Origin of the sequence: Sanguibacteroides justesenii (assembly GCF_003204205.1) — a bacterium.
Taxonomy (GTDB): domain Bacteria; phylum Bacteroidota; class Bacteroidia; order Bacteroidales; family Marinifilaceae; genus Gabonibacter; species Gabonibacter massiliensis.
On sequence record NZ_QJPL01000003.1, the window covers coordinates 60456 to 82759 of the forward strand.

Below are 22304 nucleotides of genomic sequence, written 5' to 3' on the forward strand. Positions count from 1 at the left end.
TATGATTACACTCACTCAATTAGAATATATTGTTGCGGTTGACGAGTACAGGCATTTCGCCACGGCTGCGGATAAGTGTTTCGTAACTCAACCGACATTGAGTATGCAGATAAAGAAATTAGAAGAGGATCTGGGTGTAATTATATTTGACAGAAGTCGTCAACCGGTTGTCCCAACTGATATTGGAAAGAAATTGATCGATCAGGCGAGGGACGTTTTAGCGGCGAATCAACGGATCAGGGAGATTATCAACGAGGAGAAAGAGGAGGTGTCAGGTTCGTTGAAGATAGGAATAATTCCAACCTTAGCTCCTTATTTATTACCTATTTTTATTGGTAATTATATTCGTAAATATCCCGCGGTAAAGGTGGAGGTGGAGGAGCTGGTTTCCGAAGAGATTATTTATCGATTGAAGCGTGATACGTTGGATGCGGGAATCTTCGTGACTCCTTACGGGGATGAAAAAATTATCGAATGTCCCGTGTTTTATGAAGAGATGATGATTTATGCTCATCCGGAACATGAATTGTTGAAGAAAGAGATCGTGGAGGTAAAGGATATAGCAACACCCGAGATATGGATGTTAGGGAGTGGGCATTGTTTTAGGGATCAGGTGATCAATTTATGCGAGATGAATGCTGTTCAGCATAAGAATTTGCCTTTTGAGTTTGAGAGTAATTCATTGGAGACCTTAATGAAGATTGTCGATCAGGAGGGAGGGTTTACCTTGATTCCGGAATTGGCGATCCGTGATATGAGCGAAAAGAAAAAAAGGCAGGTGAGATCTTTTTCTACACGTATTCCGTTAAGAGAAGTGAGTGTAATTTATTCAAGACATTATGCGAAGCAAAAGTTAATCGATTTGCTCTGTGAAAACATTAAAGAGGTCGTTCCTTCGATTATGTTAAAAAAAGACCGTGGAGAGGTTGTTGAGTGGAGAAAAATAAATAGTTGAGAAAGGATGAATGGAATAGAAAAAAGTTTTGAAGATGCCCGGCAGCTATTAGCTGATTTTGTAGCGGATGAAGAGAATATATGTCGAATTGAAAAGGCCGGGGAGATTCTTGTCGGTGCTTTACGGGAGGGGAAAAAAGCGTTGAGTTGTGGAAATGGAGGTTCTCTCTGTGATGCGATGCATTTTGCTGAAGAATTAACCGGTCGTTTTCGTGAAAATCGTAGAGCATTGCCGGCAGTAGCTATTGCAGATCCTTCTCATTTGACATGCGTCGCCAATGATTTTGGGTTTGAATATGTTTTTTCTCGTTACGTGGAAGCTCACGGTATGAAAGGGGATGTATTGTTAGCGATAAGTACGTCCGGTAATTCGTTGAATATAGTTAAAGCTATTCAAGCGGCCAGGGAGAAAGGGATGAAGGTTATCGGATTGACAGGGAAAGACGGGGGAAAAATGAAAGAAATGTGCGATGTGAATATTTGTATTCCCTGGAATGGATATTCGGATCGAATACAGGAAATTCATATTAAGATCATCCATATTTTGATCGAGTTTATAGAGAATAAACTTTTTTCATAAAAAAATACACAAACAATAAAGGCAAAGGCGACGAGTCTTAGCTTGTAAAAATGCAATTATAAAAGTTATGGGAAACAAAATTAATGATCCGATTGCCCGATTGATGGGCTTGAGGTATAAATCACATCCTTGGCATGGTTTGGATATCGGTGAGGAATCTCCCGCGGTCGTAACGGCTTTTATCGAGATGGTTCCTACGGATACGGTGAAATACGAATTGGATAAAGTAAGCGGTTATATAAAGATAGATCGCCCTCAAAAATACTCTAATGTCGTTCCGGCTTTATACGGTTTTCTACCTCAGACTTACTGTGGCGGATTGGTGGCGGAATATTGTATGATGCAGTCGCAGCGGACCGGGATTCATGGAGACTCGGATCCGTTGGATATTTGCGTGTTGACAGAGAAAACGATCTCGCATGGAGATATTATTGCCGATGTTCGTCCTTTAGGAGGATTTCGTATGTTGGACGGAAACGAGGCCGATGATAAGATTATAGCCGTGTTGAAACATGATGCCACTTATAGTGTGTATAATGATATCGCGGATTTGCCACATATTGTAGTCGATCGGTTGAGGCATTATTTTTTGACGTATAAGGATCTTCCGGGTGAAGAGAGGCATACGGAGATTATTGATGTATATGGGAAGGAAGAAGCCTATGAAGTGATTCGCCGTAGTGTTGAAGACTACAAAAACCATTTCCAAGGTCTGGAAGATATCCTGAGTAGAGTGTAGGAATTGTGGATTGATAATTGTAAATTAAAGGATTAAGTGATTGGAGGATTCTGTGATTAAAAAAACATTTCCTAATCTGCAATTTGCAATGTAATGCTTTTAGTTTCCCCACCCTTCGCGGTCGAGGCTTCTGTACTGGATGGCTTCGGCGATGTGTCGGGGGAAGATGAGGTTTTGATGCTCCAGATCGGCAATCGTACGGGATAATTTGATAATACGGTCATAAGCTCGGGCGGAAAGTCCGAATCTTTGCATGGCGGTTTTTAATAAAGCTATGCATTTTTCATTTAGAGAGCAGTATTTTTTCAATAGAGGAGATGTCATTTGAGCGTTACAGTATACTCCGGGATATTTTTTGAAGCGAAAGTTCTGAATCCTTCTGGCTTCAATGACTCGTTTTCGGATCAGGATGCTGGACTCACTTTCTGTCCGGATAGCCATTTTTTCCAATTCGACGGGAATCACTTCTATATGCATATCGATGCGGTCGAGTAAAGGACCGGATATCTTGGCAAGGTATTTCTGTACGCTTCCGGAAGGGCAGGTACAGCTCTTTGCCGGATGGTTGTAGAAACCGCAAGGACAGGGGTTCATGGAGGCGATCAACATGATGTTTGCGGGATATTCTACGCTGAATTTTGCCCGACTGATAGATATCGTACGATCTTCAAGCGGTTGACGCAAGACCTCTAATACGGATCGCTTGAATTCCGGTAATTCGTCTAAAAAAAGGACTCCGTTATGAGCAAGTGATATTTCTCCCGGTTGCGGCCAGCTTCCGCCTCCTACCAAAGCGACATCGGATATGGTGTGATGGGGCGATCTGAAAGGCCGGTAGGTAATAAGTGAGGTTTCGTGTTGTATCTTTCCGGCGACGGAGTGTATTTTGGTCGTCTCGAGTGACTCTTCGACGGTCATGGGCGGGAGAATGGACGGTAATCTACGGGCTAACATCGTTTTACCTGATCCGGGAGAACCGATCATGATCAGATTATGGCCTCCGGCAGCGGCGATTTCCAATGCTCTTTTTACATTTTCCTGTCCTTTTACATCTTTGAAATCCAGCATTTCGTTGTCGGTGTAATTGTTCTCTTCTGCGAATTGATAAGAAAACGGCTGGTAATCTTTTTCTTTTTTAAGGAATGTAATTACTTCTTTCAAATGGTGAAATCCGTATACTTCAAGTCCTTTTATTACGGCAGCTTCATTGGCGTTTTGAATGGGGACAATGATCCCTTTAAAATTTTCTTGTTTCGCATTGATTGCAATGGGAAGCACGCCTTTCACGGGTTGTAGGCTCCCGTCGAGGGAAAGTTCTCCCATGATAACATAGTTTTTTAATTCTTCATGTGGGATTTGTTCGTTTGCAGCTAAGATTCCTAAAGCTAACGGGAGATCGTACAATGATCCTTCTTTTTTCACATCTGCCGGGGCAAGGTTAATGATGACTCTTTTGCCCGGAATTTTAAGCCCGATTTCCCTTAAGGCAGAATCAATACGTTGCTGACTCTCCTTAACGGCATTATCGGGTAATCCCACGATTATGAATTTGGCTCCCCAAAGAATATTTACCTCTATTGTGATGGTGATGGCGTTTATTCCATAGACGGCACCTCCGAAAGTCTTTACTAACATGGTCAAATAGTTTTATAGTAGGGATATGATGTTGTAAGTTAAGACTTTTTTACACGAAAACAATGCAATATACTGAAAAAATGGAGGGAAAGGATTGTAAATCGATTTTTGATTTACGATTGATTCCGGATCACACATTCATTGCAAGTTTTAAATTGTAGATTGTAATGGGACGCTGAATTTTCTAATTTACAATATTGCATCTACGATTGTCAATCATTCTAATCACCTAACTATTTAATTGTCAATTGCAAAATTTTAGTTCTACTTTTTCTCCGTCGAAGACGGCGTAACTAAAATGTGAAATCCAATCTCCCGTATTGATGTAGCGGCTGCTTTCACACAACGGGAGATCGATGGGAATATGGCGATGTCCGAAAATGAAGTAATCGAAATGCCGTTGTTGTAAAATTTGTTTACAATAGAGGACGATCTCTTCTTTGTCTTCTCCCAAGTATTCCAGAGCTTCTATTTTGCCATTGTCTTTCAAACGGGAATGAGAAGACCAGGCATGAGCCAATTTAATTCCCCAGTCTGGATGGATAAGCCGGAAGCATTTTTGTAAAAAACGGTTATGGAAAGCTCTTTTAAGGAAAAGATAACCTTTATCTTTAGGATTTAATCCGTCTCCATGACCGATCATGAAACTTTTACCGTTGATTCGCGTCTCTTCAATGGCGGTATGTAAAATTACGCCGCACTCTTTGTTTAGGTAATCGAAGGCCCATATATCATGATTACCGGTAAAGAAATGTACTTTTATGCCGTTATCCGTATAGCGGGCCAATTCTGCGAGAAAACGGACATGTCCTTTAGGGACGGAGCGTTTGTATTCAAACCAGAAATCAAACATATCACCAAGCAGGTAAAGTTCAGCACATTCCGGCCTGATCTTTTCCAGGAATGAAACAAGCTTTCTCTCTCTCTCCCTGTTGTTGTCTAAGAGTTTAGCTCCCAGATGAGCATCGGAAAGGAAATACACTTTTTTGCGCTGCATGGTGAATATTTGTTTATTTTTTCAACAGATCATTCAGTCGGTCCTCCAATCGGCTTCCCCATAGATTTTTTCCGACGATTTCCATATTTTGATCGATAATATAATTGGCCGGTATTGTTTTGACGTTCCATGTTGCGGCAACCCGACTTTGTAACGCGTATTCATCGCGTACGCATTTCCAGGTGATATTGTTTTTCTTTACAAGGTCTTCCCATAGAAATTTATTTTTGTCTAAACAGACCTGATAAATTTCTACTCCTCTGTTTTTAAATTTCTGATATACCTTTTTGAGATCGTTGATATAAGTCTGGCTCTGTTGTGCGGTTAGTACCCCGAACTCGAGAACGACAAATTTACTTTTAATGGGAAGTAAAGACAGCGAGTCTCCTTTGGCATCGGGTAATTTTATATCAGGTAAGGATTTTTCCGAATTGTTGATCGCTTCCGCTAATTGTTGATTGCGTATGGCCTGCCCTATTTGTTTCAAGTGGTTCATAATAGCCTTGGTATACTGTGATTCCGGGTAAAGGGCACTTAAAGAAGAGGCAACAACCTTGAAATAATGTAAGTCGTTGATCTCGTCTAATATGAACAGGTTATTGTTTATCTTTTGATAGAGGGCATAATAGGCGGCCAACGAGGTAGCGTGTTTGATGATGAAATCACGCGTGAAATTGACTTGTTTGGTTAGGGCTTCGCTCCATGCTTTAGAGTATTCTTCCCGTTGACTATCGTAACTCTTGTCCTCGGGAAGGGTTCGATACGCTTTTTGTAATGAATCCGTCAACGTCACGGTTCGTTGAAGTTGGAAATTCAATAATTTGATCCACAACGAATTTTCTGAACCCTCAACCCAATAATTGTTTTGAATGTCTTTTAAGGTTCCGCTGATTTCGATTTTCTCATCCGGGCTGGCAATAATAGTCACCTGTTCCTTGTTTGGAAATTTCAAGGAATAAAATGAGGGATAAGTAATGTTAAGCTTGAAATTAAAATGTCCTTGTTTATTCAATTTGGCTGAATCTATGATCTTTTTTCCGGCTACGTCAATTTGTTCTAAATACACTTTTGTTCCGGCAGTAGCCTCTTTAATAGCACCTGTTATTTCCACGTTGGATTTTTTCCCGCAAGAGATAGCAAGGAGAATGAATAATCCTGAAAGTAATAAATTTTTCATAGTTGACTGGAATGATATAAATAATCCGTTCGTACATGTTTGGCGTTCGAAAGTAATACTTTTTTCCGTTATTTAAATATAAATAGGTGGATATGATAGAAAAAAGAGCTAATAATTTTTTAACCCTTCTTTTTATTGTTCTGTTTTTTAGGAAAAAGAATTATTTTTGTTCCGATGAGAAAGGATAGAATGAACGTGCCGGCATTATTGCTTTTATTAGCATTTCTCCTTGCAACTGTCGGGATAAATGTAATTAAGGTACAATGCCTCGGTTGTCGGATGGCCCATGTGGAGGTACGGATGTTTCCGGGTGAAGAGGTCTCTTTATGTGGAAACGATTGTTGTTCTTCGTGCAAAAAACTTCAGAAGAGTGCTTGCAAGCAAGAGAGAGCCGAACATGACTTTTATAAGTTGCCTGGAGACTGGGCTGTTTCAACTGTGGTATTTTTATGTTTTGATATTCTGGATCGGAAAGACGAGGTATATTTTGTTCCTCCAATAACGAGTCTTGCTTCCTTTTCTTTCGATACGGATCTTTCTTTCATTGGCGACTTCCGGCCTCCGGAGTTGTTATGTATTTTCCGCTGTTGATTTACGTTTTTTTCTTAAGAGGATAAACGAGATTTATCTTTGATCTTTAGTGTATTCGTAATGGAGTGATAGGCCTTCCGGATAGGCGTATTTATTGGAAAATGCAAGTTAGAAATAATAGATGAAATATATAATGATTGTATTATTGATGCTCGGAACTTTTATGGTTCGGGCTGAAATAATTAAGGGCCGGGTTATGGAAGAGGCGGCCGATGGTTTACAACCGATAGCAGGGGCTAATGTATACTGGTTGGGTACATCGAAAGGTGTGGTGGCTGACGAAAAGGGTGAGTTTAAAATTAAATGGGATGATAGTGGAAAATTAGTTGCCAGTTTTATAGGATTTCAATCGGATACGGTAGAAGTAAAATCTACGGATAAGTTTGTGGAATTCGTATTGATCGAGGGGCGTCAATTGGATGAAGTGAGTGTTGTTTCCAGAAAAAGATCTACCGTCATGAGTACGAATCGTCCCGTGATTGAACAGGTCATTACCGGTACGGAACTTTTAAAAGCTGCCTGTTGTAATTTAGGCGAGAGTTTTGAGACGAATGCTTCTGTCGATGTTTCATATGCCGATGCGGTGACCGGAGCTAAACAAATTCAATTATTAGGATTGACGGGAAAATACATCCAGTTGATGACAGAAAATTTCCCTAATTTTCGGGGACTTTCTTCTTTGTACGGATTAGGTTATATTCCAGGGCCTTGGATGGAGGCAATCTCCATTTCAAAAGGAACGGGATCGGTGGTAAACGGGTATGAATCGATTGTCGGACAAATTAGTGTCGATTATAAAAAACCGCAGAATAGTGAAAAGCTGTATTTGAATGCTTATTATAGTGATGACGGGATGTTTGAATTTAACTCTAATTTCGGAGTCAAATTTAATGATCGTTGGAGTACGATGTTTTTGATACATGGAGATTGGTTGGATAAAGTTCATGATGGAAATAAGGATGGTTTTTCGGATATGCCGGAGAAGACCCAATACAATGTCATGAATCGTTGGGCATATAAAGACGATAAGTGGTTTTTTCAATTCGGAGGAAAGTTTTTGGATGAGGAGCGGAAAGGTGGAGAGAGCAAGCATCATTCGGTCGGTGTGAATTCGGGTGCTTCGTATCGAATCGGAATAGACACAAGACGTTACGAGGGTTTCTTAAAATGGGGTTATCTTATGCCGCGGTACGACTATACGAGTATGGCCCTTATGATAAATTATACGGATCATGATCAGGATTCGTATTACGGATTAAAAAGATACGATGCCCGTCAGAGAAATCTTTACCTGAACTATATCTTTCAGTCTATATTCGGTTCCAATCCGGATCAACAGTACGCGACGGGAATTAGTTTCAATTACGATGATTATGATGAGTATTTTCAAGACCGTTACTTTACGGATGATATTGCTACGGTTACGAATCCGGTTAATTTTGAGCGTCAGGAAAAGGCCGTGGGTGCTTTTTTTCAATATACCGGAATGTTTTTTGATAAAAAAATTACTTTTATGGCGGGTTTGAGATATGACCATCATAATTTATACGGGAATTTTGTAACTCCCCGGCTTCATCTTATGTTCAGGCCGGACGAGATGACCAATTTGAAACTTACTGCCGGAAGAGGATTACGCATGTCTAATATTTTAGCGGAGAATAGCTATTTATTAGCGTCTTCGGCAGGTATCTATGTTAATGGAAAATTGTTGGCGGAAAATCCGGGTGAATTAAAGCATTTAAAGATGGAAGATGCTTGGAATATTGGTGTAAATCTGAACCGTAAATTCTATTTGTTTAATCGAATTCTGTCGATTTCAGCTGATTGTTATCATACGAAGTTTACGGATCAGGTGGTTGTTGATAACGAGACGGCTTTTGACCGGGTGAATTTTTATAATTTGGAGGGTAAGTCTTATTCCAATAGTTATCAAATCGAAATGCAATACGAGGTAATTCCCCGTCTGGATCTTTTAGCCGCTTATCGTTATAACGATGTTAAAACAACGCTTCATGGAAGAAAAACAGAAATGTTGCCTTTGGCCAGCCGTTACAAAGGACTGTTGAATTTATCGTATCACACTAATATGAGAAAATGGCAATTTGACTTTACGACTCAATTTAACGGGGGAGGAAGGATGCCTCGTCAGACAGGAATCCCTGAAACTTATCAGACGGGAAGTAATTTTAAGGCTTTTCAGTTGATGAATGCGCAGGTGACCAAGTTTTTCCGTCGATGGAGTGTATACGGGGGATGTGAGAATATGGGGGATTTTAAACAGAAACATCCGGTGATAGCTTCAGACGATCCATGGGGAAAATATTTTGACTCCTCGAAAATTTGGGGACCGGTTCACGGGAGAAAATTTTATATCGGAATACGCTTTGCCTTAGATCGGGAATCATAGATAATGATTTTTAAATTTAAAATAGAATACATATATTTGAAGTACTCCTATTAAATAATTAATAAACAATTTGATTATGAGAATTATACAAATAATTTGTGCGTTGGTATCGTTTATAACCGTCGGTTTGACGGTTGATGCCCAGACTAAAAAAGATACGACTGTAATTTTTAAAACGGATATTCATTGTCCTAAATGTAAGGCAAAAGTTGAAAAGAACATTCCTTTCGAGAAAGGAGTAAAAGATCTTAAAGTCAATCTGAAAGATTCTACTGTTTTATTGACCTTTAGAATGGATAAGAATTCCGTAAAGGGATTGTGTGCGGCTCTCGCGAAATGCGATGTAAAAGTTTTGGGAATGTATTCTAAGGACGGGAAATTATTGCGGTGTAAGGTTTGTAAACCGAATAACTGCGACAAAAATTGTACGGGGGACTGTAATGATTCGTGCGACCGGAAATGTGAGACATCGGAATGCAAAGGAGATAAAGCATGTTCCGTCGTCTGTACAAAAGAAGATTGCGATAAGGATAAAAAATGAAAACAGGAAGAAGGGCGGAGAAATTCTTTCGCTCTTCTTCCAGATTTCAATTCTCTAAAATAAATCGAGAGATTCGATCCGCTTGTTTGGTAATGTCTTTCAGTAGTTTTACCTGAACTCTTGTTCGTTGGAGATTTTGATCCGTGTAAGTTACGGGATAGTAGAGATCTCCTTGAAGATAGTCTGTTAGAAAGCGGATAGCCTGTAAATAAGTCATTAATTTGCAAGAAAAACCGAGTGTTTCTTTTTCTTTACGGGTTAACAGGTGCTTGGTTTTTTCCATGAATCCGGTACAAAAAGCTTTGAAATACTCTATATTGAAATAAACCTGGTTCAGGTTTGTCGTTTCTTCGCCGGCTGTATTACAACAAGATCTTGCAGCATCTCCGAAATCGTAATGTACAATGCCCGGCATGACGGTGTCCAAATCGATCATGCATAAAGGATGATTGTTTCCGTCGAATAAAAGGTTATTGACTTTAGTGTCGTTGTGAGTAACTCGTGAAGGAAAATAGTGTTCGTCCTTCATGGATTGAAAATCAGTCATTTCCGGGTCTAAAGAGGAGAGGTAGGTTACCAACTCTCGGCTCTTTTCTATTTTTTCGTCTTCTGCTTTTAAAAGGGCGTCTTGTAATTCATGTTGCCTATGGACGACATGATGAAAATCGGGGATGGTCTCGATCAGAAGCGAAGCGTCGAAATCGGATATGCGATTTTCAAATTCCCCCAACCCTATTCCGAATTCGTAAGCCATGGGAGCCGAGGTGACTACTTCGTAGTTCCTTGATCCTTTGATAAATAATGTGAGCGTCCAATAATTACCGTCGTAATCTTTGTAATACGGTTTTCCCTTATTCGTGTAAAAATAGGTGATGTATTTTCTGGTAATATCGTTAATCTTGTGTTTGATCAAGCGGTTGCGAATATGTCCGCAAACCAGCTCTTTGTTTCGGACCAATTTCGGTATATCCGTGAAAATATTCCCGTTGATGCGTTGGAGAATGTATTCAGCCTCTTCATCTACTTTCACCAGATACGTATCGTTGATATGTCCCGAACCGTATGGAGTAGCGGAAATGAATTGTCCGCTACTCTTAAAGGCTTCGTATATCCGTTTGATTCTGTCCATTATATATTAAGCTCCCGTTTTTGATTTTATTTATTTGTTTATATCCGTGTATACGCCTTCCGTTTCAAAACGGTTTAATGCCTGATTGACGAAGTCGGTATCTTCTTTGTAAGTCACTCCAAACCATTTGGCGTTTGTTTTTAAAATCTTCACTTTTATTTCTTTCCGGTTGAGAAGTGTATCCACGACACTGGGAATATAAATTTCAGCCTTTGGGTTTGTCTTGTTTTGGCGGTAAAATTCGATGAATTGTTTTTCGATCTCTTCAAATAACATAGGCGTGAATCCCCAGAAATTCATGGAAACGATATCATCGCCTCGTAGTACTCTTCCGGTTGCGATGTCTTTGATGCCGTCATTGTCCTTGATGATTTTCGTACATTCTGTAATACTTGTCATGAAAAGGTCTCGGTCGAAAGTACAAATTCCTCTTGAAACGGAACCGTTTTCAGACAAGGTGGAATCCAAGCGGTATCCAGCAAGACTGAAACAGGTGTCATCCGGATTATAAGCGATGAATTCGTGCATTTTTTGAAATGCATCCCGACCGTAAAAATCATCGGCATTAATAGCGATAAAAGGTTCCTGAATCGCCTCTTTGGCGGACCATATGGCATGAGCCGTTCCCCACGGTTTTTCTCGTTCGACGGGAGGTAGATTGCCCGGTAAACGATCCATTTCCTGAAAACAGTAATAGGTCTCCGCGTGGTTTTCGGCATATTTCCCTACTGCTTCCCTGAATTCTTTTTCGAAACTCTTTCGGATGATAAAAACGACTTTATCGAATCCAGAATGAAGAGCATCGTAAATGGAGTAGTGAAGTAATGTTTTTTGATGAGGTCCGAGTAATGCCAATTGTTTTAAACTTCCGAATCTCGATCCCATTCCGGCTGCCATAATAAGCAAAGTTGTTTTATTTTTTCTTGTTTCCATATTTTTATATATAAACCAAACTTCTATTCATACAAAACTAATAAAAACTTTACAATTGAATAATGAAACATCAATTTTGTTTTATATTGAAAATATCCTATCTTGCCGCACATAAATCAGAGGTGTACATGTTTTGGGATATTAATATCGAAAAACTTAAAAGGGATAATCATTCTCATGGTGAATGTGTTTTCAATGCATATTCAAAAGAGTTGTATGTATTTGCTTATAGCGTGGTGGGAGGTAAAGTGGAGTCAGAAGATAACGTTCAAGATTTTTGGGGGAAATTATGGCCGTTGATTCATTATTTCTGTCAAAGGTTTTCTTTTCGTTTTTATTGTCATACTTCAATTTATCGCATGTCATTAAATGTATTACGAACCAAGTAGCGATACACGGGATTGTCTGAAAATATGATTGGTTCTACTGATATTCAATTTGAGATGGAACGGGCGGATTTACGTTTTAAACTGGAACAAGCAATTGCAACTTTACCTGAAAGATGCAGAGAAATTTTTATCGAGATATGTGTTGAAGGAAATTCTTATGCAGCTATTGCAGAGAAATACAATTTGTCTGTAAATACGATAAAAGTGCAGGTTAGTAAAGCTTATCAGATATTGCGGGAAGAACTTTCTCATGAGGAGCGATTGATCTTTTTTCTTTGGTGTATGCAGCAAAATAGCTTTCGATTTAATTCGAGTTCGGAAAGGTAAGTCTTTCAAATTGCTTTATTGTTCATTTTCCTGATAATCAGGATTGTCAATCGTCAATTGTATTTGGGATTCGTCGGAAGGAAAAACTTCGACGGAGCGGAGTTGTCGTTGGATGGCCCGGGTACGTTTTCCTATAACTTCTTCTAATTGATTGTTGGCTGTCTGAATACTTTTTTGCGCTTTTTCAAGCATGCCTCCGAATTTGTCAAATTCGTTTTTTACGTTTCCGAGGATTCTCCATACCTCACTGCTTCTTTTTTGGATCGCTAACGTCCGGAATCCCATTTGGAGGCTGTTTAGGATAGCGGCGAAAGTGGTGGGGCCCGTGACAATTACCTGGTAGTTGCGTTGGAGTTGTTCCAACAGGGAGGCCCGGCGAACGACTTCGCTATATATACTTTCGAAGGGTAGAAACATAATTCCAAAGTCCGTTGTATGCGGGGGATCAAGGTACTTGTCATGAATATCTTTAGCCATGTTTCTGATGGTTTGTTCTATATTTTTGGATGCAACATCGATTCGTTGCGGATCTGCCGATTCATAAGCATCTAACAATTGCTCGTAAGCATCTTTGGGGAATTTGGCATCGACGGGCAAAAAAACATTCTCCCGGGAATCCTCCTTACCCGGAAGTCGTATGGCAAATTCGACGATGGCGTCCGAGTTTCTTTTGGTTTTTACATTGGCCGTGTATTGTTCAGGTGCCAAGAGTTGTTCCAAGAGCATTTCCAATTGGATTTCTCCGATAGAGCCTCTCATTTTCACATTGCTCAATACGCGTTTTAATCCGCCTACGTCATGAGCTAATGTCTGCATTTCTCCTAATCCTTTTTGCACGTGTTCCAATTGTCTGCTGACTAATTCGAAAGATTGACCTAATCTTTCATGCAATGTTTTTTGTAATTTTTCTTCTACCGTCTGCCGCATATCCTCGAGTTTTTTCTCTGTGGACTGTACCAGATTTTGTTGACGAATGGTTAGTTCCTCCATTTTTTCTTTTAGCAGGTGTTGGAAAAATTCCATATGTTCGGAAAAGTTTTTTTGAAACGAGTGGATTACTTGAGTGTTTTGATCTGAGAGGTTTTTTAGAACATCTCGATGCTCTGTTCGAAAATCGGAGAGATTTCGGGATAGTTCTTCTCTGTTTTGACCGGATCGGGCAGTTTCACACTCTCTCGAATATCGGATCTCGTCCAGCATGTTTTTTTCTAATCTGGAAAGATGTTGTTGAAGTTGTTCTATCTGCTTTTGTGTCCCTTTATCTCTAAAACGGAAAATGAGAATGATGTTGATAACCAGTATGATGATAGAAAGGATTAAAATAAGAATTTCCATATTTCTGATAATTATTTGTCAAAAATAAGGAAATAAAAAAGGAGGGTAAAAATTTTCGGTAGTTATTTTGAGATAATAAGCGAAATTATTGCCTGTCAGCTACCTCTTGCTCAATTCCTTTAAGTTTATGGGGGATGAATATAAGAGCTTGGGTATCGTAGCCTCTTTTTTTAGCTCGTTTTAATAAATCGTTTAGTTTTTTCTTCGAAATTTTGGGTGACCTACTTACGATCCAAAGATGATCGATTTCGGAACTTCCAATCAGGGCAGCACTATAATCGTCTTCTACTTCCAGAATATAATAATCCACGCTGAAGATCAGAAAAAAAGTAACTTTTAAAATTCCCGGTTTGTCTTTATCCGGAATATGTACTTTCCCTACTATTTCCCGTTTTTCTCCGTTCAGGCTGTCCTGGAATCCGCAACCGATGACCTCAATGTTTCCGTTAGATTTGATGATGTATTCTGTTGTGACCCCTACCAAACCTCGCTCGAACGGGTGATCGAAGCGGGCGATTTCATACCATAGTCCGGCGTATCTATCCATGTCCAGACTGTCTATTGCCGTGTTGTCGACTTTCCCTTCGGTTTGCCCGATTCCTCCTGAGATGCTGATTCCCGTGAGCAGCATCAAAAATAAAAATAACTTCATGACATAAGTGTTGATAATTAGATGTTTGATCTAATTTCTACGAGTGTCATGGGAAAAATGTTATTGGTTTTTATTCGCTAATTGACCGCAGGCGGCATCAATGTCTTTTCCTTTGCTATGTCGTAGATTGACAACGATATTTTTGCTTTCAAGAAAGCGAATAAAAGAATCTCTATTCTCTGCCGGGCTGTGTTGGTATTTTGCTCCTTCGACTTGATTGTACTCTATGATATTGATTTTAACCGGGAATTGCCGGCAAAATGAGGCGAGTGCTTTTGCAGCTTCCAAACTGTCGTTAATCCCTTTCAAAAGAAGGTACTCAAATGTCGGACGAGTCCCGGTTTTTTCCACGAAATATTTAATGGCTTCGGCCAATTGCGGAAGAGGATATGCTTTATTGATCGGCATAATTTGATTTCTGGTCGAGTTAATGGCGGAATGTAAAGATATGGCTAAGTTAAAACGGACCTGATCATCCGCTAATCTTTTTATTCCTTCCGGAATGCCGGATGTCGAAAGGGTGATCCGGTAGGGAGACATGGCTAATCCCTCTTCGGAGGTTATTTTTTGGATGGCTTCCATTACATTATCGTAGTTCAGGAGAGGTTCTCCCATGCCCATAAAGACAATGTTGGAGAAAATCAATCCCCGTTCTTCAGCCATTTTCTTTACGGCTACTACCTGATCGAAAATTTCTTCGGGTTGTAAGTCTCGGGTGAAACCTAATCCGCCCGTGGCACAAAAACTGCATTTTAATTTGCATCCTGCCTGAGACGAAACACAGGCTGTGGCTTTATCCCGTGAGGGAATAAGTACGGACTCTATCAATTGCCCATCATCCAACGTGAAACCTAATTTGGTCGTTCCGTCGTTGCTTTTTTGGATGTGGGTTAAGGCTATGGTTTTGATAACAAAATATTTATCCAATAGCTCCCGTGTATTTTTGGATAAATTGGTCATGTCCTCGAATCGGGTTACACCTCGTTGCCAAAGCCATTGCCAGATTTGTTTCGTGCGAAACGCTTTTTCTCCCTGCTGTTCAAGGAAATCGGAGATCTCTTTCCCGGTACATTTCCTGATATTTCGTTTTTCTACCATAATCTCTTTTCTACGAAGGCAAAGATAGAAAGAAAACGATTTCTTTTGAAATCACGTTTTATTTTTCTGGTTTCCGGATAAAAAAATCTGCTTTTGACGGGTGTCGTTTCTGTCCGTTCGTTTTTAATAACAAGTTAAATAAAAGTGAATATGCTGGCTCTAATTGATTTTATTGTATATTTGCCGACGTTTGCCTGAAAGTGTGATTAATCGGGATTCGTGTACGTGTAAATTTAAAATTGGATTATATAAAATGAATGTTTAAATGAAGCAGATGAGAAAAATTTTTATTGTTGTTTTTGCTTTGCTTTCAGCGTCTATAGCTCGGGCGGATGAAGGCATGTGGTTGTTATCCTTGTTGAACAAGAATATCGACACGATGCAAGCCATGGGTTGTAAACTATCGGCTGAAGATATCTATTCAATAAATCAAGCGTGTTTAAAAGATGCAGTAGTGGGATTAGGACGGGAAGGTCGTCCTTTTAGTCATTTCTGTTCCGGCGAGATTATTTCTCCGAAGGGGTTGGTGATGACAAATCATCATTGTGGTTTTGGTGCGATTCAATCTCATTCTACAATAGAACATGATTATCTCTCCAATGGTTTCTGGGCATATAGTTTGGAAGAAGAATTGGCGAATCCGGGAATAACCGCTTCCATTCTTCAACGGATGGAAGACGTGACGGATCAGGTAAATGCCGTGTTGAACGATGATATGACGGAATCGGAGAGAGCCGTGGCGATCGATAGCATATCTAAATTGATCGTGGAGAAAGTAACCAAGGGTACGAATTTAAGTGCTCAGGTACAGGATATGTTTGAAGGCAATCAATTCTTTTTGTTGGTATATAAGATTTATAGGGATGTTCGTTTGGTCGGAGCTCCTCCCCAAAGTATGGGTAAATTCGGGGGAGATACTGATAACTGGATGTGGCCTCGCCATACGGCGGACTTCTCCTTGTTCCGTATATATACCGGTCCCGACGGAGAGCCGGCTTCATTCTCGGAAAAGAATATTCCGCTAAAACCCAAGCATCATTTCCCGGTTTCTGCTAAAGGAATTCAGGATGGAGATTTCGCTATGACTATGGGATTCCCCGGTTCCACGGATCGTTTTTTAACCTCGTTCGGATTAAAAGAGACCATGGATGTTACCAATGATATTCGTTACAAGGTGCGTACGGAGAAACTTCGGGTTATGAAAGAAGGAATGGATGCTTCCCCGAAAACCCGTATTCAATATGCTTCTAAGTATGCCAGTTGTGCTAATTATTGGAAGTATTCCCATGAGCAGAATATAGCATTGAAGAAGTTGAACACGATGGCCAATAAGCTTGAGATTGAAAACGAATTTACTGCTTGGGTTAATGCGGATCCTGCACGTAAAGCTAAATACGGAAACGCTTTGAACCTGATTAAGAAGGGTTACGAGGATATGGCTGATTACTCTGTAGCTATGGCCTATTTGCAAGAAGCATTGGGAGGACCGGAACTTCATATGTTTGCTTTCCGTACGAGTAATTTGCTCGAGAAGTTATCTAAAAAAGATACGCTTTCCGATGATAAAAAAGAGAAGATAAGGGAAGTTTTGAAGAAATACGCGAAGGATTTTTACAAAGATTTTAATGCTGAGATAGATAAAAATTTAGTATCTACTTTATTTAAGATTTACAGCGAGTCGGTGGGAGAAGAGATGTATCCGGAGATTATTCAATTTATAAATAAAAAGTATAAAGGCAACTATGAAAAATTCGCTCAGGATATGTTCGATAAATCGATTTACGCGAGTGAAGAGTCCTTTACGGCGTTTTTGGAAAAACCGGACATGAAGAAATTGGAGAAAGATTTGGCATATAAAGCCGGGAAGTCTTTCTTTGAGTTTTATATCGGTATGAGTGCCAAGACGAGTGAGATGAATCAAAATATAGCCAAGGGCAATCGTTTGTTTGTAAACGGGTTGATGAAGATGAATCCGGATAAGGTATGGGCGCCGAATGCTAATTCCACGATCCGTTTGTCTTATGGTAAGGTCGGTAGTTACAAACCGAGAGATGCCGTATTTTACGATTATTACACGACTCTGACGGGAGTGATGGAAAAAGAGGGACCTAAAGGCGGTGAATTCGAAGTTCCTCAACAATTGAAGGATTTGTATGCTGCTAAGAATTTCGCTCCTTACGGAACGGATAATGTCGTGGCTTGTTTTATTACCAACAATGATATTACCGGAGGAAATTCCGGTTCTCCGGTAATCAATGCTAACGGAGAATTAATCGGAGCCGCGTTTGACGGAAACTCCGAAGCGATGTCCGGAGATATCGATTTTGAAGAGAATCTGCAACGTTGTATCAATGTGGATACCCGTTATGTTCTATTTATTATCGATAAAATGGCTAAAGCTAAAAATTTGATCGACGAGATGACAATCGTATATTAATAGAGAAGTTTTTATATGGGTAAAGAGCCGGCAGGTTACTGCCGACTCTTTTTATTTGGGCATACAGCACTTTTGTTTTTCCGGAAGGTTATGCTTTTTTCGACCCAAGCGTTCTTGTAGGGATTGCATCATGTAATAAAAGTTAGGCATAAACAGCGTACCTACTAACGAGCTCATCAACATTCCGGCGAAGACGGCGATGCCGAGGGATATACGGCTGGCCGCACCTGCTCCGGTGGAGATAACCAAGGGGAAAGTACCGAGAATGAAAGCGAAGGAGGTCATTAATATCGGACGTAGACGAACTCTTCCTCCTTCCAATGCAGCTTCGTAGATTGATTTTCCCTCGTTATGGTAATCCCGGGCAAACTCGACAATCAGTATGGCATTTTTAGCCGTTAGTGCGATTAGCAGGATAATGCCGATTTGCGTATATACACTGATAGGCAAATTCATGATCATAACGCCGATCACGACGCCTAAAAGAGCAATGGGGAGTCCCATGATTACCGCGAACGGGGTGGTCCAGCTCTCGTATTGAGCGGCCAAAATCAGAAAAACAACGATAATGGCTAAGGCGAAAATAAGAGAGGTGGTAGATCCGGCATTCTCTTCCTGATACGCCAAGGCTGTCCATTCATGGCCGAATGAAGTACCTAATTTTTCCTGCATAAGTTGTGCCATGATGTTTAGGGCTTGGCCGGAACTGTAACCGGGGGCGGCTTCTCCGGAAATCATGGCTGCCACGTAAGTATTGTATTTGGGTAGTAATTCGGCTCCGAGTTGTTGTTTTACGGTTGTAAATGCCGAAAGGGGAACCATATTACCCTCGGCATTTTGTACGTTTAAATAAAGAACATCGTGGATTAATCGACGACTGTCGGGAGCCCCTTCCAGTTTGACCTGGTAAGTACGTCCGTATTTAACGAAATTGTTCACGTAAACGGAGCCTAAGTAACTGGATAAGGCGTTGAATATGTTTCCGATGGGGATTTGCATGAGTTCGGCCTTATCCCGGTCTATATTTAGAAAATATTGGGGTACGTTGGCGCTGAACGTGGAACGCAGGGAAGATAATCCGGGATGGGCGTTCCCTGCCTGTACCAAAGCGTCTGTCGCTTGTTGTAACATTTGGGGACCGTAACTGTTGATATCTTCTATCATGACTTGGAAACCGCTGCTTTCACCCAATCCGGGAATGGGTGGAGGAGAAACGGCGTAAGCCTCGGCTTCCTTAATTTGTAAATAGGCCATTTCGTTGAAACGATTAACGATAGATCCGACACTAAGGCTTTTATTTTTGCGTTCGTCCCAATTTTTTAGCATCACGAAAATAGATGCGGCATTGGAACTTTCGGCATTGTCCATGATGGAAAAACCGTTGATGGTAATATAGGTCTCTACTCCATCCAGTTCATCTAATATTTTGCTGGCTTTCTCAACTGCTTTAGCCGTTTGGAAGTAGGAGGCTCCGTCCATCAATTGCATGGAGATGATAAAGTACCCTTGATCCTCATTGGGAATAAAGGTCTGGGGTTCTCTCGAGAATTGAACAAAAGCGATGACGGAGAGGAGGATAAAAACGATAAAAGTCAATACGGATTTTCGCATAAAGCCTTTTACTACCCATAAATAGCCGTTCGTGGTTTTTTCGAAGAAACGGTTGAAACCTTTAAATAAAAAGAACTTGGACGGTTGTTTGGGTTTAAGAAAAAGAGCACACAGAGCCGGACTTAAAGTTAAAGCGTTGAATCCGCTGATTACCGTGGCTACGGCAATCGTCAAGGCAAATTGTTTATAGAGCGATCCCGTAATTCCTCCAATGAATGCCGTCGGGATGAATACGGCCAACAGAACCAAAACGATACCGACGATGGCTCCGGATACTTCTTTCATAGCCTGTTTCACGGCCTCTTTCATGTTGTCGTATTTCCCGGTTTCAATCAATCGGTAACTGTTTTCTACGATTACGATGGCATCATCTACGACTAAGCCGATAGCTAAAACAAGACCGAAGAGGGTTAGGGTATTAATAGAAAAGCCTAATAGCCCCATGAAAGTAAAAGTACCGATCAGAGATACCGGGATAGTAATAAGAGGTATTAACATGGCCCTCCAGTTTTGCAGGAATAGCAGAATGACAATAAGTACCAGTATAAATGCAGAACCTAAGGTTTTGTATATCTCTTTAATAGATGCTTTAATAAATTCGGTCGTATCTAAGGTGATATTGTAATGAACACCTTCCGGAAAATAGGAACCCAGTTTTTCCATCTGGGCTTTTACCCGTTCTGCTACGTCGAGAGCATTTGCCCCCGGGAGTTGGTAGATGGCTATAGCGGCTACGTTTTGTCCCTTTAAAGTGGCTTCTACATTGTAGCTTTCATTGCCTAATTCGATGGTCGCTACATCTTTTATTCGTAAATATTTTCCTCCGGGTAAGGCTTTTATGATGATGTTTCCGAACTCCTCTTCGTTCAGTAATAAGCCTTGGGTTTCAAGAGTATATTTGAATGCTACTTTTTGATTTAATGGCATGGAGCCGACCGATCCTGCTGCTACTTGTATGTTCTGACTTTTAATAGCGGCAATAACTTCTTCCGGCGAAACTCCCCGAATCGTGAGCAAATCGGGGCTTAACCAAATACGCATGCTGTAATTCCCGGCTCCGAATAGTCCTACGTTTCCGACTCCTTTGACGCGTCCCAATTCGTTTACTAAATTCAGTTCCGCGTAATTGGAGAGATAAAGTGCGTTGTAATTCGGATTGTCGGAAGTAATGGAAAGAAACATAACCACGTTTGTCGATTCTTTTGTCGTCGTGACTCCGATTTGGGTCACTTCTTGAGGTAAGGTACTAAGAGCCATATTTACCCTGTTTTGTACCAATACGGTTGCCATATCAAGATCCGTTCCAACTTCGAATGTGATGGTTAATTTATAAACCCCCGCACTTGAAGAAGTAGATGACATATAAAGCATTCCCTCGACTCCGTTGATTTGTTGTTCGATGGGGGTGGCTACCATTTGAGAAATGGTTGTCGCGTTTGCTCCCGGATAACTCGCCTCTACAACTACGGTCGGGGGAGTAATAGTGGGGTATTGTTCCACGGGTAGACTGCGGAGGGTAACCAATCCGGCCACGACGATCAATATGGATAGTACGGTGGCGAAGATGGGTCTATTAATGAAAAATGTTGACATCATAGAATTTGAAGATTTAAATTAAAATGGATCATTGACAGCGCCCGTTACTTGGGTACGGAGAGTACAGGGGTTACTTTCATTCCGGGACGAACGTTTACGAGAGCTTCCACTACATATCGTTCTCCCATTTCGACTCCCTGTGTGATTTCCCGCATTCCGTCCGGAGTGAGTACTCCCACATCCACGTGTCTGAATTCTACCGTATTGTCGGGATTGACAATATAAACGAATCTTCCGCTTTGGTTGGTTCCGATAGAACCTTCCGGAATAAGGATAGCTTTGGTAACCGTTTTATATGGGATGATCACTTTCACGTATTGTCCGCTAAGAAGCTCTCCGTTAGGATTTAGAATGGTGGCTCTGAGGGTAAGGCTTCCTGTCGTTAAATCTATATTGGGAGCGGTATAGTCTAATGTTCCCACCCATGTTTTTTCAGGAGTATTTACATCTTGGATGGTAATCTGTTTTGGCGCTTGGTTCGGGGCCGTTTGCGACATTTTTACGTAATCTTGGTAGGCCATATTGAAATAGAGAAACATCCTGCTGTCCTTGTAAATGGTGGCTAACGTAGTCGTTTCCGTGCCGACGAGATTGGCTTGATCTATAAGATTCCGGGATATTCTGCCCGAGAAGGGTGCTTTTATGTAACAGTAGTTCAGGTTGATATGGGCTAAATCTAATTGACTGTGGGCTTCTTCGTAAGTGGCCATGGCTTCCCCGTAATTGGCTTCTGCTTGTAAATAATCAATTTCGCTGACGGCATTTGTTTTTACGGCATCCTTCATCTTTAGGTAGGAAGCTTTGCTATAAGCTAATTGAGATTTAGTGCTCTCCAGGGTGGCTTCTGCTTGGCGTACCTTATCTTTATAAGGTTGGGGTTCGATGACGAAGAGTAGTTGTCCTTCATGCACGCGTTGACCCGGTTTGAAATGGATCTCTTCTAAAAAACCGGGAACTCGGGCAACTAAATCTACCGTTTGTTCTGCCTCCAGATAGCCGGGGTATTCAAACGTGTATACGACTGTCCGTTGCGTGGGATTACTTACTTCGATAGAGGGAGCGGGTGGAGCCTCTTGTGTTTTGCGTTTTCCGCAACCTCCCGCGATGATGCTTATCGTTATAAATGATATTCCAAGAAGATGAGTCAGTCGTTTCATTGTATGTTGTTTTTATGGA

18 protein-coding genes are annotated in these 22304 nt (G+C 40.8%); 8 read left to right on the top strand and 10 right to left on the bottom strand.

Translation table 11 applies throughout. The features are described from left to right. Window position 1 precedes the first annotated feature (1 nt). The 3 genes from DMB45_RS05530 (at window position 2) to DMB45_RS05540 (ending at window position 2273) form a co-directional block, all read left to right on the top strand. Window positions 2-955: a LysR substrate-binding domain-containing protein gene (locus tag DMB45_RS05530; protein WP_041503045.1), complete on the top strand. Its 954-nt coding sequence runs from the start codon at window positions 2-4 to the stop codon at window positions 953-955. Between the two features lie 6 nt (window positions 956-961). Beyond that, window positions 962-1534 (top strand): D-sedoheptulose 7-phosphate isomerase, encoded by a 573-nt coding sequence (lpcA, locus tag DMB45_RS05535; protein ID WP_041505480.1) that lies wholly within the window; start codon window positions 962-964, stop codon window positions 1532-1534. 67 nt (window positions 1535-1601) lie between these two features. After that, complete coding sequence (locus DMB45_RS05540; RefSeq protein ID WP_041503043.1) at window positions 1602-2273, top strand: inorganic pyrophosphatase; 672 nt, start codon at window positions 1602-1604, stop codon at window positions 2271-2273. Between the two features lie 99 nt (window positions 2274-2372). On the opposite strand, the gene DMB45_RS05545 is transcribed toward DMB45_RS05540, so the two are convergent. The 3 genes from DMB45_RS05545 to DMB45_RS05555 form a co-directional block, all read right to left on the bottom strand. Then, the gene (locus DMB45_RS05545; protein ID WP_041505481.1) at window positions 2373-3908 is read right to left on the bottom strand and encodes a YifB family Mg chelatase-like AAA ATPase; all 1536 of its coding nucleotides are present in this window, start codon (window positions 3906-3908) and stop codon (window positions 2373-2375) included. 244 nt (window positions 3909-4152) lie between these two features. Further along, window positions 4153-4905: a UDP-2,3-diacylglucosamine diphosphatase gene (locus tag DMB45_RS05550; RefSeq protein WP_041505482.1), complete on the bottom strand. Its 753-nt coding sequence runs from the start codon at window positions 4903-4905 to the stop codon at window positions 4153-4155. A gap of 13 nt (window positions 4906-4918) precedes the next feature. Next, window positions 4919-6082, bottom strand: coding sequence for a redoxin domain-containing protein (locus DMB45_RS05555; RefSeq protein ID WP_041505483.1), 1164 nt, complete (start codon window positions 6080-6082; stop codon window positions 4919-4921). A gap of 174 nt (window positions 6083-6256) precedes the next feature. Here DMB45_RS05555 and DMB45_RS05560 point away from each other — a divergent pair, with 174 nt between their 5' ends. The 3 genes from DMB45_RS05560 (at window position 6257) to DMB45_RS05570 (ending at window position 9621) form a co-directional block, all read left to right on the top strand. Continuing rightward, complete coding sequence (locus DMB45_RS05560) at window positions 6257-6673, top strand: hypothetical protein (RefSeq protein ID WP_146216419.1); 417 nt, start codon at window positions 6257-6259, stop codon at window positions 6671-6673. 121 nt (window positions 6674-6794) lie between these two features. Further along, window positions 6795-9080: a TonB-dependent receptor gene (locus DMB45_RS05565; RefSeq protein ID WP_041505485.1), complete on the top strand. Its 2286-nt coding sequence runs from the start codon at window positions 6795-6797 to the stop codon at window positions 9078-9080. Window positions 9081-9156: 76 nt separating this feature from the next. Beyond that, window positions 9157-9621: a heavy-metal-associated domain-containing protein gene (locus DMB45_RS05570; RefSeq protein WP_052649434.1), complete on the top strand. Its 465-nt coding sequence runs from the start codon at window positions 9157-9159 to the stop codon at window positions 9619-9621. A gap of 46 nt (window positions 9622-9667) precedes the next feature. On the opposite strand, the gene DMB45_RS05575 is transcribed toward DMB45_RS05570, so the two are convergent. Further along, a complete protein-coding gene (locus DMB45_RS05575; RefSeq protein WP_110688542.1) occupies window positions 9668-10750 on the bottom strand; it encodes an aminoglycoside phosphotransferase family protein in 1083 nt (360 codons plus the stop codon). A 30-nt stretch (window positions 10751-10780) separates the two neighbouring features. Further along, on the bottom strand, window positions 10781-11683 hold the full coding sequence (locus DMB45_RS05580; protein ID WP_041503036.1) for a sugar phosphate nucleotidyltransferase: 903 nt from the start codon (window positions 11681-11683) through the stop codon (window positions 10781-10783). 413 nt (window positions 11684-12096) lie between these two features. On the opposite strand from DMB45_RS05580, the gene DMB45_RS05590 reads away from it, so the two are divergent. Continuing rightward, entirely contained in the window at window positions 12097-12399 is a 303-nt protein-coding gene (locus DMB45_RS05590) for an RNA polymerase sigma factor (RefSeq protein WP_052634516.1), read from the top strand. A gap of 15 nt (window positions 12400-12414) precedes the next feature. Here DMB45_RS05590 and DMB45_RS05595 read toward each other — a convergent pair whose 3' ends face one another. The 3 genes from DMB45_RS05595 to rlmN form a co-directional block, all read right to left on the bottom strand. Further along, window positions 12415-13734 carry a DNA recombination protein RmuC gene (locus DMB45_RS05595; RefSeq protein ID WP_041505487.1) on the bottom strand — a complete coding sequence of 440 codons (1320 nt, stop codon included), beginning with the start codon at window positions 13732-13734 and terminating at the stop codon, window positions 12415-12417. An 85-nt stretch (window positions 13735-13819) separates the two neighbouring features. Next, window positions 13820-14386: a lipocalin family protein gene (locus DMB45_RS05600; RefSeq protein ID WP_052649435.1), complete on the bottom strand. Its 567-nt coding sequence runs from the start codon at window positions 14384-14386 to the stop codon at window positions 13820-13822. Window positions 14387-14446: 60 nt separating this feature from the next. Then, window positions 14447-15484 carry a 23S rRNA (adenine(2503)-C(2))-methyltransferase RlmN gene (gene rlmN, locus DMB45_RS05605; protein ID WP_181416494.1) on the bottom strand — a complete coding sequence of 346 codons (1038 nt, stop codon included), beginning with the start codon at window positions 15482-15484 and terminating at the stop codon, window positions 14447-14449. 274 nt (window positions 15485-15758) lie between these two features. Between rlmN and DMB45_RS05610 the strand changes: the two genes are divergently transcribed. After that, entirely contained in the window at window positions 15759-17921 is a 2163-nt protein-coding gene (locus DMB45_RS05610; protein ID WP_041505553.1) for a S46 family peptidase, read from the top strand. Window positions 17922-17972: 51 nt separating this feature from the next. On the opposite strand, the gene DMB45_RS05615 is transcribed toward DMB45_RS05610, so the two are convergent. Beyond that, the gene (locus tag DMB45_RS05615) at window positions 17973-21128 is read right to left on the bottom strand and encodes an efflux RND transporter permease subunit (RefSeq protein ID WP_041505488.1); all 3156 of its coding nucleotides are present in this window, start codon (window positions 21126-21128) and stop codon (window positions 17973-17975) included. A 44-nt stretch (window positions 21129-21172) separates the two neighbouring features. Beyond that, a complete protein-coding gene (locus tag DMB45_RS05620) occupies window positions 21173-22285 on the bottom strand; it encodes an efflux RND transporter periplasmic adaptor subunit (RefSeq protein WP_059026714.1) in 1113 nt (370 codons plus the stop codon). Between the last annotated feature and the right edge of the window lie 19 nt (window positions 22286-22304).